The 13,328-nt window shown below is 63.6% G+C and carries 13 protein-coding genes; 8 read left to right on the top strand and 5 right to left on the bottom strand.

Translation table 11 applies throughout. The annotated features are described in order from the left end of the window. Positions 1–247: 247 nt before the first annotated feature. The 3 genes from N5D48_RS15360 to N5D48_RS15350 form a co-directional block, all read right to left on the bottom strand. Positions 248–682, bottom strand: a complete 435-nt coding sequence (locus tag N5D48_RS15360; protein ID WP_279885730.1) for a hypothetical protein — start codon at positions 680–682, stop codon at positions 248–250. 158 nt (positions 683–840) lie between these two features. Then, positions 841–1,128 (bottom strand): hypothetical protein, encoded by a 288-nt coding sequence (locus N5D48_RS15355; RefSeq protein WP_279885727.1) that lies wholly within the window; start codon positions 1,126–1,128, stop codon positions 841–843. Next, the gene (locus N5D48_RS15350) at positions 1,121–1,915 is read right to left on the bottom strand and encodes a hypothetical protein (RefSeq protein ID WP_279885725.1); all 795 of its coding nucleotides are present in this window, start codon (positions 1,913–1,915) and stop codon (positions 1,121–1,123) included. The genes N5D48_RS15355 and N5D48_RS15350 overlap by 8 nt, the downstream gene beginning before the upstream one ends. Positions 1,916–2,224: 309 nt before the next feature. Between N5D48_RS15350 and N5D48_RS15345 the strand changes: the two genes are divergently transcribed. After that, on the top strand, positions 2,225–2,731 hold the full coding sequence (locus N5D48_RS15345; protein WP_279885722.1) for a hypothetical protein: 507 nt from the start codon (positions 2,225–2,227) through the stop codon (positions 2,729–2,731). Continuing rightward, on the top strand, positions 2,722–5,136 hold the full coding sequence (locus N5D48_RS15340; protein ID WP_279885719.1) for an RHS repeat-associated core domain-containing protein: 2,415 nt from the start codon (positions 2,722–2,724) through the stop codon (positions 5,134–5,136). The genes N5D48_RS15345 and N5D48_RS15340 overlap by 10 nt, the downstream gene beginning before the upstream one ends. Before the next feature lie 45 nt (positions 5,137–5,181). On the opposite strand, the gene paaX is transcribed toward N5D48_RS15340, so the two are convergent. Continuing rightward, positions 5,182–6,105, bottom strand: a complete 924-nt coding sequence (gene paaX / locus N5D48_RS15335; RefSeq protein WP_279885718.1) for a phenylacetic acid degradation operon negative regulatory protein PaaX — start codon at positions 6,103–6,105, stop codon at positions 5,182–5,184. Positions 6,106–6,164: 59 nt separating this feature from the next. Continuing rightward, positions 6,165–6,764 (bottom strand): phenylacetic acid degradation protein PaaY, encoded by a 600-nt coding sequence (gene paaY / locus N5D48_RS15330; RefSeq protein ID WP_279885717.1) that lies wholly within the window; start codon positions 6,762–6,764, stop codon positions 6,165–6,167. Positions 6,765–7,085: 321 nt separating this feature from the next. Here paaY and paaF point away from each other — a divergent pair, with 321 nt between their 5' ends. The 6 genes from paaF to paaK all read left to right on the top strand — a co-directional run bounded on the left by paaF (position 7,086) and on the right by paaK (position 13,275). After that, positions 7,086–7,859 (top strand): 2,3-dehydroadipyl-CoA hydratase PaaF, encoded by a 774-nt coding sequence (gene paaF / locus N5D48_RS15325; protein WP_279885715.1) that lies wholly within the window; start codon positions 7,086–7,088, stop codon positions 7,857–7,859. 31 nt (positions 7,860–7,890) lie between these two features. Next, positions 7,891–8,685, top strand: a complete 795-nt coding sequence (gene paaG / locus N5D48_RS15320; protein ID WP_279885713.1) for a 2-(1,2-epoxy-1,2-dihydrophenyl)acetyl-CoA isomerase PaaG — start codon at positions 7,891–7,893, stop codon at positions 8,683–8,685. Positions 8,686–8,687: 2 nt separating this feature from the next. Continuing rightward, positions 8,688–10,205 (top strand): 3-hydroxyacyl-CoA dehydrogenase PaaH, encoded by a 1,518-nt coding sequence (gene paaH / locus N5D48_RS15315; RefSeq protein WP_279885711.1) that lies wholly within the window; start codon positions 8,688–8,690, stop codon positions 10,203–10,205. Continuing rightward, complete coding sequence (gene paaI / locus N5D48_RS15310) at positions 10,198–10,647, top strand: hydroxyphenylacetyl-CoA thioesterase PaaI (protein WP_279885708.1); 450 nt, start codon at positions 10,198–10,200, stop codon at positions 10,645–10,647. Before paaH ends, paaI begins: the two co-directional genes overlap by 8 nt. Beyond that, complete coding sequence (gene pcaF, locus N5D48_RS15305) at positions 10,640–11,860, top strand: 3-oxoadipyl-CoA thiolase (RefSeq protein ID WP_279885705.1); 1,221 nt, start codon at positions 10,640–10,642, stop codon at positions 11,858–11,860. Before paaI ends, pcaF begins: the two co-directional genes overlap by 8 nt. 95 nt (positions 11,861–11,955) lie before the next feature. Beyond that, a complete protein-coding gene (gene paaK, locus N5D48_RS15300; protein WP_279885703.1) occupies positions 11,956–13,275 on the top strand; it encodes a phenylacetate--CoA ligase PaaK in 1,320 nt (439 codons plus the stop codon). Positions 13,276–13,328: the final 53 nt, after the last annotated feature.

Here is a 13,328-nt window from a genome sequence, read left to right as displayed (position 1 = left end):
GATTTTCGCGGGCGCGAAAAATGGCCTGCTTGGCCAGCACCAAGTGTTGCTAGTAGCAACACCAACGGTTGCCCAGGTGCACAGCCGCGGCGCTGGTCGTTGGTCATCTAAATACACCTTTTGACGACTAACGACCGGCTGCTAAGGGTGACTGCTAGCCGAATTTCGCTCAAGAACAGATGGAAGATGAAGCCCCACGAACACAAGGAATGAAAACGCTTTCAGGCTATTCACCTCGGAACCATAGTCAGAGGTTTCTCCATGCATCACCAGAAATGGGCTTTTCTCGATCAGGATATTTTTCGATCAGAGCGCAGGCAAAAGCATTCAAGCTTTCACGAAAATAGTCCGCCATGTAGGCATCTAGGTCACCTGGTTCTAGATCCTCAATGGCCTTTACGAGCGTGAGGACCTCCCTCAATGAGACGTGCCATCCGAAAAACCACCCCCTGTCCAATGCGAGCTGCATCGCCTGCTTAGATCTCGTGGAAAGAGTGGCCAACTGATTAAACCGAGCTGGCCAATCCTCGGGCAAACGTGAAAGAGCCTCCGATGTCTTAGGTATGACAGTGGAAACGACAACCTCCACTACAGGCAAAAACGCGTTGAAGAATTGCTTTGCATACGGCGACAGGACTTCAGCAAGCTCTTTCGAATAATCGGTATCACCGTTCTCTCTCACGAAAAGCTCCGTTAATTTAGGATGGACTCGCATGAAAGTAGCCTGGAGCTGTTGCTAGTAGCAACAGGCTATGACTCGCATAGCAACGAAGGGACTGGTACCCTGCCCTTATAATATTCCTTCGAGGAATAACTACACTAAATATCCATTTAGTTGAGTTAATGCTTGATCAGTTCGATTCGCTCCTGACACCAGGGGCAGGTAGTGATACTTGCGGCAACGTTTCGCTCGAGGCCGTCAGCAGTTCCCTGCTGTTGTTTTCGATTGCCATAGAAGTCATTCTCGCTGACAGGCGAGCTACCGGTCTTCGAGAAAATATCTTGAGCGACATCGCTGAAGCGTTTGATTTGCTCGGCGGACAACGCATCAGGATTCTCACGCTCAACATCATCCGCAAGGTCCTGCAACTGGTTTATGCAGTGGGTAATTTCTGTCAGATCAATCACGGCGCTTATCCTCTATGACATCCAGCCATTCATAAATCTTTTGCGACTTGGAGAGTTCTCTATCCAGGCTTTCCAGGAGCCCTTCTCGCGAATGTCGCACTTGCGCATTGGCATACTTTAACTGGCACCGCGCTGTGAGCATGGCCCGCATGAACGCACGGAAAGTCACCTCGATACCAAAACGCCTGAGCATGCAGTTGTTTATTAGCGGTTTCCCCATTCCGAGCATTGCTAGGCCATCCAGCCAGTTCCGAGTCTCTTGGATCTTGCCAAAGTTGGCATAACTTATGGATGACGGGGAATTCAAGAAGTTTATACAATTCCCGATGCTCGAATACCTATCGAGATACTCCTGCCAGATCTCGAGCGTGAGCGTGTTCGCCTCCACTTTTCTGGCCGACCTCAGTTGTATCAAGGCAAAAAAAATCGTGACTGCCAGCGCGGCGCCGGCAATGCTGTCTTCTATGGAAATGCCAAAAAAGCTCCTGTCTACTTGATGCCCGCCTTCAAGGGCTTTGGCCCTTTGGGCAGATTCGTCACCATACATCTTCAATAACTCGATTACGCTGGAGTCATATGACCGTGACAGCACGTCACGATCCAGGGTTATCTCCCTTGCCGAGCCAACAATGGACGAGGCTGCATCATGAGTGCCTGCCTGCTGCGCAAGCACTGAAGTCAATCCGAAGGCGCCAATCACGATAACAAGTAAAGAACGCCCATGATTCTTCATTTGCGAGCACCTTGAGTGGTGATAGGTCGTATCGGCGAGCGTGTCCTTGTTCATGATTTATAGTTGAAGATTGCAACAGGCGCCGAACGCCTCTTCAACCCGCTGTGCGTTACCTCGCCCCATCGGACAATGCCCACCCTCCCCTCGATGGCCGCCATGGCAGTTAGGCGGCCTGGCCGCGCCATTGTTGAGCTGACTCTTCCTGCTCAACAAAGCAAACGAGGTTGGCATCCCCAAAATGAGTCCTGTGCGTAACGCGGCTACAACTTTGGGCAGTTTTCCCCCGCTCCCTGCAACGCAGCGCCTGCGTAGCCTGGACAGGCCGCGGCTGACACCCGGTCAGCCGCCGAAGGAGAACGTCGCATGAGCAGCAGAGATCTTTCACTTCATCAGGGCACCCCGGCGGTGACCGTGCGGAGCAACCGAGGCTTAGGCGTACGCGAGATCGCCTTTCATCGGCACCCGGACACTCCCCAGCTGGTCGACCAGCGCATCACGCGCCACCAGTACGATGCCCGGGGGCATCACGCCAGCAGTATCGATCCACGCCTGCATGAGCACTTGCAACGGACCGGCTCTGGCGCGGCCAACTTCACCTTTCATGCCTCGATGGGCGGCGATGTGCTGCGTACCGACAGCGTCGACGCGGGCCGAACCTTCGGCCTCAAGGATATCGAAGGCCGCGAGCTGCTGGGGTCGGCGCCAATGGCGTCAGCCGGAGCAGCTGGTACGAGGCAGCTCCGCTGGCCGGGCGCCTGCTGCGGATCTCCGAGCAGGTCAATGGGCAACCGCCGATTGTCAGCGAACGGTTCATATGGCCAGGCAATGACCAGGCATCCAGGGACCGTAACCAGGCTGGCATGCCGGTAAGCCACTACGACACAGCCGGACGCGTGCAGCAGGACAGCATGGGATTGAGCGGAGCACTGCTGTCGTCGACCCGCTGGCTGCTCGCCGATGGCAACGACGCCGATTGGTCGGGCGAGGACGAGTCGGCCTGGGAAGCCTTGCTGGCGCCCTGCCCCTTCGCCACCCTGAGCACCGCGGACGCTACTGGGGCGGCGCTGGAGCGCACCGATGCCAGAGGCCACAAGCGGCGCAACCGGCACGATGTCGCCGGCCGCCTGCAGCAGAGCTGGATGACGTTGGGCGCCAGCATGGAACGGCTTGTCCTCAGGTCTGTGACCTACTCCGCCGAGGGCCAGAAACAGTGCGAAGAGCAGGGTAACGGGGTGGTGATCAGCTATACCTATGAACCGCGTACACAGCGGCTCCTGGACATCAGCACAGAGCGCCCTCGCGGACACCGCAGCGGCGCGAAACTGCTGCAGGACCTGCGCTATGACTATGACCCGGTCGGCAACGTGCTGAGTGTGCGCAACGACGCGCAGGCGACACGTTTCTGGCACAACCGCAAGGTGGTGCCAGAGAATCACTACCTGTACGACAGCCTCTACCAGCTGGTTGCTGCCAGTGGTCGCGAGATGGCCGGTATCGCACGCCAGGGCCAGCACCCTCCGTCCCCCACCATCCCCTTGCCCATCAATGATGGCGCTTACACCAACTACACCCGCGGCTACCACTATGACCGGGGCGGCAACCTGACCTGCATCACCCATCGCTCACCCGCGCCCGACACCGGCTACACCATCGACATGACGCTTTCCGAACGCAGCAACCGTGCCGTATCGCGCGCGCTCAGCGAGGACCCCGCCACGGTCGACAGCTACTTTTTCGCCTCGGGCGGCCAGCGTTACCTGCAGCCAGGGCAGCCCCTGCTCTGGACCCGTCGCGATGAGCTTGGTCAGGTTGTTCAGGTCGCTCGTGGCACCGCCGCCGCCGATCGCGAAACGTACCGCTACGACGCTGCCAGTCAACGGATAGAGAAGTTCAGCCAGAGATGCTCGAGCACCGCGGCCCAGTACCAGCGGACCCTTTACCTGCCACTGCTGGAACTTCAGAGCTGGCGCAGCGCGGACGCTCTGACCCAAGCGCTGCATGTCGTGCTTCATGATGATGCTGGAGGCGCTCAGGTACGCGGCTTGCACTGGGAGCATGGCATGCCGGACGGCCTGAGCAACGATGCAGTGCGCTACAGCCATGGCGACCTGATCGCCAGTGCCGGGCTGGAGTTGGACGACGACGGTCAGGTGATCACCCAGGAGGAATACTACCCATTTGGCGGAACATCGGTCTGGGCCGCGCGCAGCCAGGTGGAGGCTCGCTACAAGATGGTTCGTTACGCGGGCAAGGAGCGGGATGCGACAGGGTTGTACTACTACGGTTATCGCTATTACCAGCCGACACTAGGTCGCTGGCTGAGCGCTGATCCGGCAGGCGCCGCCGATGGGCTCAATCTTTACCGAATGGTCCACAACAACCCGACGACACTGACCGACGTTGCCGGGCTGTGCTCGACCGAGCAGGGCAAAGGCAACGAGCGTGCGTCAACGCTCTCGCGCGAAGAGCTCTACCATACGTACGTTGCCCTGAAGGCGGCACCCAAGATCATCGACGATGCGCGCAGGCACGTGAATCAGTTCGTTGACTCCAAAAGTCAGACGATAGCCTACAGCGCGTTTTCGATGATCATCATGGAACCGGTGTCCGCGAGCTATAGCGCCCTGGGCGCCGCGGCCGGCTCTGCACTGGGCCCGGCAGGCTCCCTTGTGGGCGGGATTGTCGCAAAAGAGCTGGCGAAAAGTATCGCGCCCCCTTTCAAGCCGGTGCCCAGCACTTCGCTGGATAAACAGATCGAGAAGAAACGCCTGGGCTTTGTCGCTTCCGCTCTGGAGAGCGCCAAGCACTATGCCGACCCCCAAGTCATTCTGGAAAAAGCCATAGACAAGGGTGTCAACCAAGGTTTGAACAAGGCGCTGGATGCCGCAGCGAACGTCACGCTTCCCATCTCGCTGCCTGTCACTGCGATACCCAAGGGAATCAAAGAATTCCAAGCGGCCAAAAATCTGACGAAAGCAGAGCTTGTCCAGCAGTTTCTGGCCGGAGTGGAAAAAGCCGAAGTCATCGTAGAGGGCTACATAAGCCTTATCGAGGATGCCTTCGAGCGGGATGGGGTGGCAATGAGCGAAAACAACTTCTGGGTAGACCCGCTGAACATCAAGCCAGTCGACCACAGAGGGCTTGCGATCGACACGCACCTGGGCAGGGAGCCGGTCATCAGAGAGCCCAACTTCGAGCGCCATCGCGACAATGCCCGGCGCGCAGTGGCTGATGCCAAAGCCGTGGGGCCGCGGTTCGAGCAGCGTAAAAAGTAAACCTTTCGTTTAACCAGCCCAGCCCTGCCGGCTGGGCTGGCCCGTTCAGCCAAGCCCACCAAAGCGTCGATGGTAACTCGCGTTGGCGTCGGGCAATGGCCCGTCGGCGGTTTCCAGCGCGCTGGCCAGATACGCCTCCGCCCTGCCCTGCACCAGCCGGTACAGGTTGCGGCACAGCTGCCGCGCCGCGCGCCCTTCCCAATCCCCCGGCAACAGCTCGTCCGGCAATTGCGGATCGCGCAGCAGCAGGCGGCGGTATTCATGGATCAGCAGTGTCCGGGCCAGGAAGCACTCCTGTGGGCTGGCTGAATCCAGGTCCTTCATCGCCTGCCACAACGGGCGGAACAGGCGAATGAATTCGCTGTAGTGCTGGCCCAGCTCTTCGATGTTCCAGCTTTCCCGCACTTGGGCGCGCAATGCCTTGGAGGCCAGTACTTCCTGGGCGTGGGTCTCGAAGACGATGCAGTCGTCTTCGGCCTCCTGCTCACGCAGGGTGGCGGCGAGATCGGCGCGGTCGATGCGCGGACAACCCAGCAGGTTGACGCCCAGGGCGCCAAAGCCCTGCCACTCCAGCTCCTCGCGCACGGCCTTGCGCCTGCCCGCGTCGAGCTGCGACAGCAGCACCAGCGTCCAGGCACCGTCCCAGCTCGGCAGGCTGGCACTGTATACACGCTTGAAGGCCTTCTCGAAACGCCGTCGGCCAGTGCCGGTAAGGCTGTAGTAGCTACGCCGCCCCACCTTCTCGGCGGTCAGCCAGCCCTCCTTGGTCAGGCGGAAGATCGAGGTGCGAATCAGCCGCTCGTTGATGCCCATCGGCTCCAGCAGGTTGATCAGGCTGCCTAGCCAGACCGTGCCGCCATGGGGTTCGATGGCATCGCCATACAGGGTGATGATCAGTGAGCTGGCGCGAATCGGCGTCTGCTCCTGGAAGCGAGTGATCAGGTGATTCAGGGGGGCAAGGCTGCTCATGAGGGAACGAGGCGCGGCTAAAGCCTCGACTATACCTGCCTGCCGTGACCGCGCAAGGCTCATGCACCGCCCTCGGCCTTGGGCCGAACGCCGGAATCGCCCATGCGCGGGCGCTCGGATTCAGGCGCGCTCAGCGGCGGGCACTCGACCAGCGCGCTCATGCAACGCCGGGTCAGGCTGTGATACTCGGCGGTACCGCGCTGTTTCCAGGCCAGCTCCTCGTCACTGAGCGAACGCTTCACGGCGGCCGGCGAGCCGACCACCAGGCTTCGCTCCGGGCACTGAAAGCCGGCCTTGACGAACGCGGTGGCGGCAACGATGGAGCGCGCAGCGACATGGGCGCCATCCATCACCACCGCATTCATGCCCACCAGCGCATCCTCGCCCACGCGACAGCCGTGCAGGATCGCACCGTGGCCCACGTGACCATGGCGCTCCACCACCGTATCCCCGCCGGGAAAACCGTGCATCACGCAGGTGTCCTGCAGATTGGCGCCCTCTTCGAGAACGATGCGTCCAAGGTCGCCGCGCAGCGACGCCAGCGGGCCTACATAGCAGTCGGGGCCGATGAGCACATCGCCGATAAGCACGGCGCTGGGGTGCACGTAGGCGGAAGGATGGACCACTGGGGTCAGGCCGTCGAGGCGATAGCAAGGCATGGCGTTGGCTCCATATGATTCATGTTCGTCGCTGATCTTGTATCAAAACAAATCGTATCGTCAATTTTTCAATCGCGTATCACTTTCCTCAAAACCATGAGCGATTCGCTAGAAATGCCGGCGCATAGTTAGAAGTATCGGCAAGCTCTACCGCGCTCGCTAGCCATCTCACGGCCCACGGCTGCGCCGCAATAGATACCTTAAATTCAATTACATGTTGATTTTGCGTATCGCTTAAAGCATATACTTGCCCCATCCCTGCAAGCGACTCCAAGAAAAGCCGGCCCGACCGGCGCCGAACGTGCAGCCTGAGGCCTCACCATGACAAGCAACCTCGTTGTGCAGTCCCCGGCGGAAGGTGTCCGCCTGATCACCCTGCAGCGCACACAAGCCCTGAACGCCTTGAACACCGCGTTGCTGGTCGAACTGGCCAGCGAGCTGGACGCTTCCGAGCAGGACGCCCAGACACGCGTCGTGGTCATCACTGGGAGTCGCAAGGCCTTCGCCGCCGGCGCCGATATCAGCGAAATGGCCGAGCGTGACCTGGTCGGCATGCTCAACGACCCTCGCGTGGCCTGCTGGCAGCGCATTGCCGCCTTCCCCAAGCCCCTGATCGCCGCCGTCAACGGCTTCGCCCTCGGTGGCGGCTGTGAACTGGCGATGTGCGCCGACATCATCATCGCTGGCAGCGATGCCCGTTTCGGTCAGCCAGAAATCAACCTCGGCATCATCCCCGGCGCAGGCGGCACCCAGCGCCTGCTGCGCGCCGTGGGCAAGCCCCTGGCCATGCAGATGGTGCTCAGCGGCGAGACCATAGACGCCCGCCACGCCCTGCAGGCCGGCCTGGTCAGCGAAGTCACCCAGCCGGAGCTGACCGTCGAACGCGCCCTGCAGTTGGCCAGCACCATCGCCGCCAAGGCGCCTCTGGCAGTTCGCCTGGCCAAGGACGCCTTGCTCAAGGCCCAGGACATGGACCTGGCCAGCGGCCTGCGCTTGGAGCGCCACGCTTTCACCCTGCTGGCCGGCACCGCCGACCGCAACGAAGGCATCCGTGCCTTCCAGGAAAAACGTCCAGCCCTGTTCCAGGGGCTGTAAGCCTTCCACCGACTGACGGAGCGAGCCAGTCATGCCGTACGAGCACATCCTGTTTTCCATCGCCGAGGACGGCGTCGCCCTCCTCTCGCTGAACCGCCCCGAACAGCTCAACAGCTTCAATACCGCCATGCACCTTGAGGTACGCGAGGCGTTGAAGCAGGTACGCCAGAGCGGACAGGCCCGGGTCCTGCTGCTGACCGGCGAAGGTCGCGGGTTCTGCGCCGGCCAGGACCTGGCCGACCGTGACGTCGCGCCAGGCACCGACACGCCTGACCTGGGCCTGTCCATCGAACAGTTCTACAACCCTCTGGTGCGCGCCCTGCGCGACCTGCCGCTGCCGGTTGTCTGCGCGGTCAACGGCGTGGCCGCCGGGGCAGGCGCCAATCTGCCCCTGGCCTGCGACCTGGTACTGGCCGCGCGCTCGGCCAGCTTCATCCAGGCGTTCTGCAAGATCGGCCTGGTCCCGGACTCCGGCGGCACCTGGCTGCTGCCACGGCTGGTCGGCATGGCCCGGGCCAAGGCGCTGGCCATGCTCGGCGAGCGCTTGAGCGCCGAGCAGGCCGAGCAGTGGGGGCTGATTCACCGGGTGGTGGACGATGCCGCGCTGCGTGACGAAGCGCTCAAGCTCGCCCGCCACCTCGCGTCCCAGCCCACCTATGGCCTCGCGCTGATCAAGCGCGCCCTCAACCAGAGCCATGACAACCGCTTCGACGAGCAGTTGGAGCTGGAGCGCGACCTGCAGCGCCTGGCCGGGCGCAGCGAGGACTACCGCGAGGGCGTCAGCGCCTTCATGAACAAGCGCACGCCCGTGTTCAAGGGACGCTGACCATGGCCGCACTCGACAGCGGTGCCTTGGTGGCGGTGATCGGCGCGGGCGCCATGGGCGCCGGTATCGCCCAGGTGGCGGCCCAGGCCGGTCACCCGGTGCGCCTGTATGACAACCGTCCCGGTGCTGCCGCCCAGGCCGCCGAGGGTATCGACCGCCAGCTTGGCCGGCTGGTGGAAAAAGGCAAGCTCGCGCCCAGCGCCCGTGAAGCCATCCGCGCGCGCCTGCAACCGGTCGACCAGCTCGACGCGCTGGTCAATGCCCGGCTGGTGATCGAGGCCATCGTCGAGAACCTGTCGATCAAGCAGGACCTGCTGCGCCAGCTGGAAACCCTTTGCGATAAGGACTGCATCCTGGCCAGCAATACCTCGTCGCTGTCGATCACCCGTCTCGCCGCCGGGCTGCAACGCCCGGAACGGGTCGTCGGCATGCACTTCTTCAACCCTGCGCCACTGATGGCGCTGGTGGAAATCGTCTCTGGGCTGGCCACCGCGCCGGCCCAGGCGGCCACGCTGTACGACACCGCCAGGGCCTGGGGCAAGCAGCCGGTGCATGCCCGCTCGACCCCGGGTTTCATCGTCAATCGCGTGGCCCGCCCCTTCTACGCCGAAAGCCTGCGCCTGCTGCAGGAGGGCGCCGCCGACTGCGCCACGCTCGACGCCCTGCTGCGCGACGCTGGCGGCTTTCGCATGGGCGCCTTCGAACTCACCGACCTGATCGGCCATGACGTCAACTACGCCGTCACCTGTTCGGTGTTCGAGGCCTTCTATGGCGACTTGCGCTTCCAGCCGTCACAGCTGCAGAAGGAGTTGGTCGATGCCGGCCGTCTGGGGCGCAAGACCGGCCAGGGCTTCTATCGGCACGGTGAAGGCGCCGAACGGCCACGCCCGACGCAAGTGAGCAGTCCGGCAATCGTCGAGCACTGCGTGGCCGAAGGTGACCTCGGCGCCCTGCAGCCGTTGCTCGAGCGCCTGCGTGATGCCGGCCTCGGCGTCACCGAGCAGGCCGGTGCCGGCCTGTTGCGCGTCGGCGACGCAACCCTGGCGCTGTCCGACGGGCGCCTGGCCAGCCAGCGCGCACGGGAGGATGGCCTGCGCAACCTGGTACTGCTGGACCTGGCCCTGGATTATGCCAGCGCCACGCGCCTGGCCATCAGCCACAGCGCCGATTGCAGCGCCACCGCCCTTGACCAGGCCGTCGCCCTGCTCGGCCAGGCAGATCTCAAGGTCAGCCTGGTGGCCGACTTGCCCGGCCTGGTGGTGCTGCGCACCGTGGCCATGCTCGCCAACGAAGCCGCCGACGCGGTGCTGCAAGGCGTCGCCTCGCCCGGCGACATCGACCTGGCCATGTGCGCCGGGGTGAACTACCCGCGCGGGCCGCTGGCCTGGGCCGACAGCCTGGGCGTCGGCCACACCCTGCGCGTGCTCGACAACCTGCAGCACAGCTACGGCGAAGAACGCTACCGCCCTTCCCTGCTGCTGCGCCGCATCCACGCCGAAGGAGGCCGCCTGCATGCCTGACCACTCTCCCGCCGCCCTGGCCCGCGCCTGCGCCGAGGCCATGTTCGCCCGCGATGCCGCCAGCCAGGGCCTGGGCATCGAACTGCTCGATGCTGGCCCCGGCAGCGCCCGCCTGGCCATGACGGTACGCGCCGACATGATCCAGGGCCACGGCACCTGCCACGGCGGCTACCTGTTCGCCCTGGCCGACTCGGCCTTCGCCTTCGCCTGCAACAGCTACGACGAAGCCGCCGTGGCACTGGGCTGCAGCATCGACTACGTGGCGCCAGCACGCCTCGGCGACCGTTTGCTGGCGGTGGCCTGCGAGCAGAGCCGCAAGGGCCGCACCGGCAACTACGACGTGCGCATCGAGACTCCGCAGGGCGAGCTGATCGCCCTGTTCCACGGCAAGTCCTACAAAGTGCGCGGCTCCGTGCTGGCACCGGAGAACCGCCATGACTGATGTCACCCTGCCCCATGCGCTGATCATCGATGCCGTGCGCACGCCTGTCGGCCGCTATGGCGGCGCCCTGTCCGGCGTTCGCCCCGACGACCTCGCCGCGGTACCGATCAAGGCCCTGATGGCGCGCCATCCCGATCTGGACTGGGCGACCCTGGACGATGTGATCCTTGGTTGCGCCAACCAGGCCGGCGAAGACAACCGCAACGTGGCGCGCATGGCCAGCCTGCTGGCCGGGCTGCCGATCAGCGTGCCCGGCACCACCATCAACCGCCTGTGCGGTTCGGGCCTGGACGCCATCGGCAGCGCCGCCCGCGCCCTGCGCTGCGGCGAAGCGGGGCTGATGCTGGCCGGCGGCGTCGAATCGATGTCGCGCGCGCCGTTCGTGATGGGCAAGGCGGAGCAGGCCTTCGCTCGCAGCAGCGAACTGTTCGACACCACGATCGGCTGGCGCTTCGTCAACCGACTGATGCAGGCGCGGCATGGCATCGACTCCATGCCCGAAACCGCCGAAAACATCGCCGAGCAGTTCGGCATTTCCCGTGAAGACCAGGATGCCTTCGCCCTGCGCAGCCAGCTCAAGGCCGCCGCGGCCCAGGCCAGCGGTCGCCTGGCGCAGGAGATCGTGGCGGTCGAGATCCCCCAGCGCAAAGGCCCGCCCAGGCGCATCGAGCAGGATGAACACCCGCGCGGCGACACCACCCTGGAACAGCTCGCCCGCCTGGGCACGCCGTTCCGCGAGGGCGGCAGCGTCACCGCCGGCAATGCCTCGGGGGTCAACGACGGCGCCTGCGCCGTGCTGCTGGCCAGCCCGCAAGCCGCCTCGCGCCATGGCCTGAAGGCGCGCGGCCGGGTGCTCGGCATGGCCGTGGCGGGCATCGAGCCGCGCATCATGGGCATCGGCCCGCTGCCGGCGACCCACAAGGTGCTGGAACTGACCGGCCTGGCGCTGGCCGACATGGACGTGATCGAACTCAACGAAGCCTTCGCCGCCCAGGGCCTGGCCGTGCTGCGCCAGCTGGGCCTGGCCGACGACGATCCACGGGTCAATCCCAATGGCGGCGCCATCGCCCTGGGTCACCCGCTGGGCATGAGCGGCGCGCGGCTGGTGACCACCGCCCTGAACCAACTCGAAACAACAGGAGGCCGCTACGCCCTGTGCACCATGTGCATAGGTGTCGGCCAGGGCATCGCCCTGGTGATCGAACGCCTCTGATCCACCGCCAGAGACGCCACGCGCCAAGGGCAGTATGCTGCCCCATGACACTCATCAGGGCCTCGGCCCACGACAAGAATAAATCGAGTGAAACCATGAACCTCTACCACGATGCCGAACGCGCCCTGCTCGACCCGATGGAGACCGCCAGCCTCGACGCGCTGCGCCAGCACCAGCTGCAGCGCCTGCGCTGGAGCCTGAACCACGCCTATGCCAATGTGCCGCTGTACCGCCAGCGCTTCGATGCCTGCGGCGCCCACCCCGACGACCTGAAAACCCTCGATGATCTGGCCAGGTTCCCGTTCACCGGCAAGGGCGACCTGCGCGACAACTACCCCTATGGCATGTTCGCCGTGCCCCAGGACCAGGTGGTGCGCCTGCACGCCTCCAGCGGTACCACCGGCAAGCCGACCGTGGTCGGCTACACCCAGAACGACATCGATACCTGGGCCGGCGTGGTGGCGCGCTCGATCCGCGCCGCCGGCGGGCGCAAAGGCGACAAGGTGCATGTTTCCTATGGCTATGGCCTGTTCACCGGCGGGCTTGGCGCGCACTATGGCGCCGAGCGCCTGGGCTGCACGGTGATCCCCATGTCCGGTGGCCAGACCGAGAAGCAAGTGCAGCTGATCCGCGACTTCCAGCCGGACATCATCATGGTCACGCCCTCGTACATGCTGAACCTGGCCGACGAGATCGAGCGCCAGGGCATCGACCCGCACGCGCTCAAGCTGCGCCTGGGCATCTTCGGCGCCGAGCCCTGGACCGACGAGCTGCGCCGCGCCATCGAGCAGCGCCTGGGCATCGACGCGCTCGATATCTACGGCCTGTCGGAGATCATGGGGCCGGGCGTGGCGATGGAATGCATCGAGACCAAGGATGGCCCGACCATCTGGGAGGATCACTTCTACCCCGAGGTCATCGACCCGATCAGCGGCCAGGTACTGCCGGACGGCCAGCTTGGCGAGCTGGTGTTCACCTCGCTGAGCAAGGAGGCGTTGCCCATGGTGCGCTATCGCACCCGCGACCTCACCCGCCTGTTGCCCGGCACCGCGCGCCCGATGCGGCGCATCGACAAGATCACCGGGCGCAGCGACGACATGCTGATCATCCGTGGGGTCAATGTGTTTCCGACGCAGGTCGAGGAACAGGTGCTAAAGATAAAACAGCTTTCAGAGCTTTATGAGATTCACTTGTATCGCAATGGCAACCTGGACAGCGTGGAAGTGCATGTGGAACTGCGCAGCGACAGCCAATACCTGGACGAAGGCCAGCGCAAGCAGGTGGTGGGTGAACTGGCGCGGCAGATCAAGACCTACATCGGTATAAGCACGCAGGTTCAGCTGCAGCCGTGCGGCACGCTGAAGCGCTCGGAAGGCAAGGCCTGCCATGTGTATGACAAGCGCTTGGCTGGCTGATCGATAGCGCTCTGTGAAAAGCCCCGGACAGGATCCGGGGCTTTTTTTTGCCC

Source organism: Pseudomonas sp. GD03858 (assembly GCF_029840925.1).
GTDB lineage: Bacteria > Pseudomonadota > Gammaproteobacteria > Pseudomonadales > Pseudomonadaceae > Aquipseudomonas.
This window is presented reverse-complemented; position numbering and strand designations above follow the sequence as displayed.

Excerpts from the sequence above, each read along its gene's own strand:
- N5D48_RS15350 (WP_279885725.1), bottom strand. The coding sequence starts at position 1,915 with ATGAACAAGGACACGCTCGCCGATACGACCTATCACCACTCAAGGTGC.
- N5D48_RS15345 (WP_279885722.1), top strand. The coding sequence starts at position 2,225 with ATGAGCAGCAGAGATCTTTCACTTCATCAGGGCACCCCGGCGGTGACC.
- N5D48_RS15340 (WP_279885719.1), top strand. The coding sequence starts at position 2,722 with ATGCCGGTAAGCCACTACGACACAGCCGGACGCGTGCAGCAGGACAGC.
- paaX (WP_279885718.1), bottom strand. The coding sequence starts at position 6,105 with ATGAGCAGCCTTGCCCCCCTGAATCACCTGATCACTCGCTTCCAGGAG.
- paaY (WP_279885717.1), bottom strand. The coding sequence starts at position 6,764 with ATGCCTTGCTATCGCCTCGACGGCCTGACCCCAGTGGTCCATCCTTCC.
- paaF (WP_279885715.1), top strand. The coding sequence starts at position 7,086 with ATGACAAGCAACCTCGTTGTGCAGTCCCCGGCGGAAGGTGTCCGCCTG.
- paaG (WP_279885713.1), top strand. The coding sequence starts at position 7,891 with ATGCCGTACGAGCACATCCTGTTTTCCATCGCCGAGGACGGCGTCGCC.
- paaH (WP_279885711.1), top strand. The coding sequence starts at position 8,688 with ATGGCCGCACTCGACAGCGGTGCCTTGGTGGCGGTGATCGGCGCGGGC.
- paaI (WP_279885708.1), top strand. The coding sequence starts at position 10,198 with ATGCCTGACCACTCTCCCGCCGCCCTGGCCCGCGCCTGCGCCGAGGCC.
- pcaF (WP_279885705.1), top strand. The coding sequence starts at position 10,640 with ATGACTGATGTCACCCTGCCCCATGCGCTGATCATCGATGCCGTGCGC.
- paaK (WP_279885703.1), top strand. The coding sequence starts at position 11,956 with ATGAACCTCTACCACGATGCCGAACGCGCCCTGCTCGACCCGATGGAG.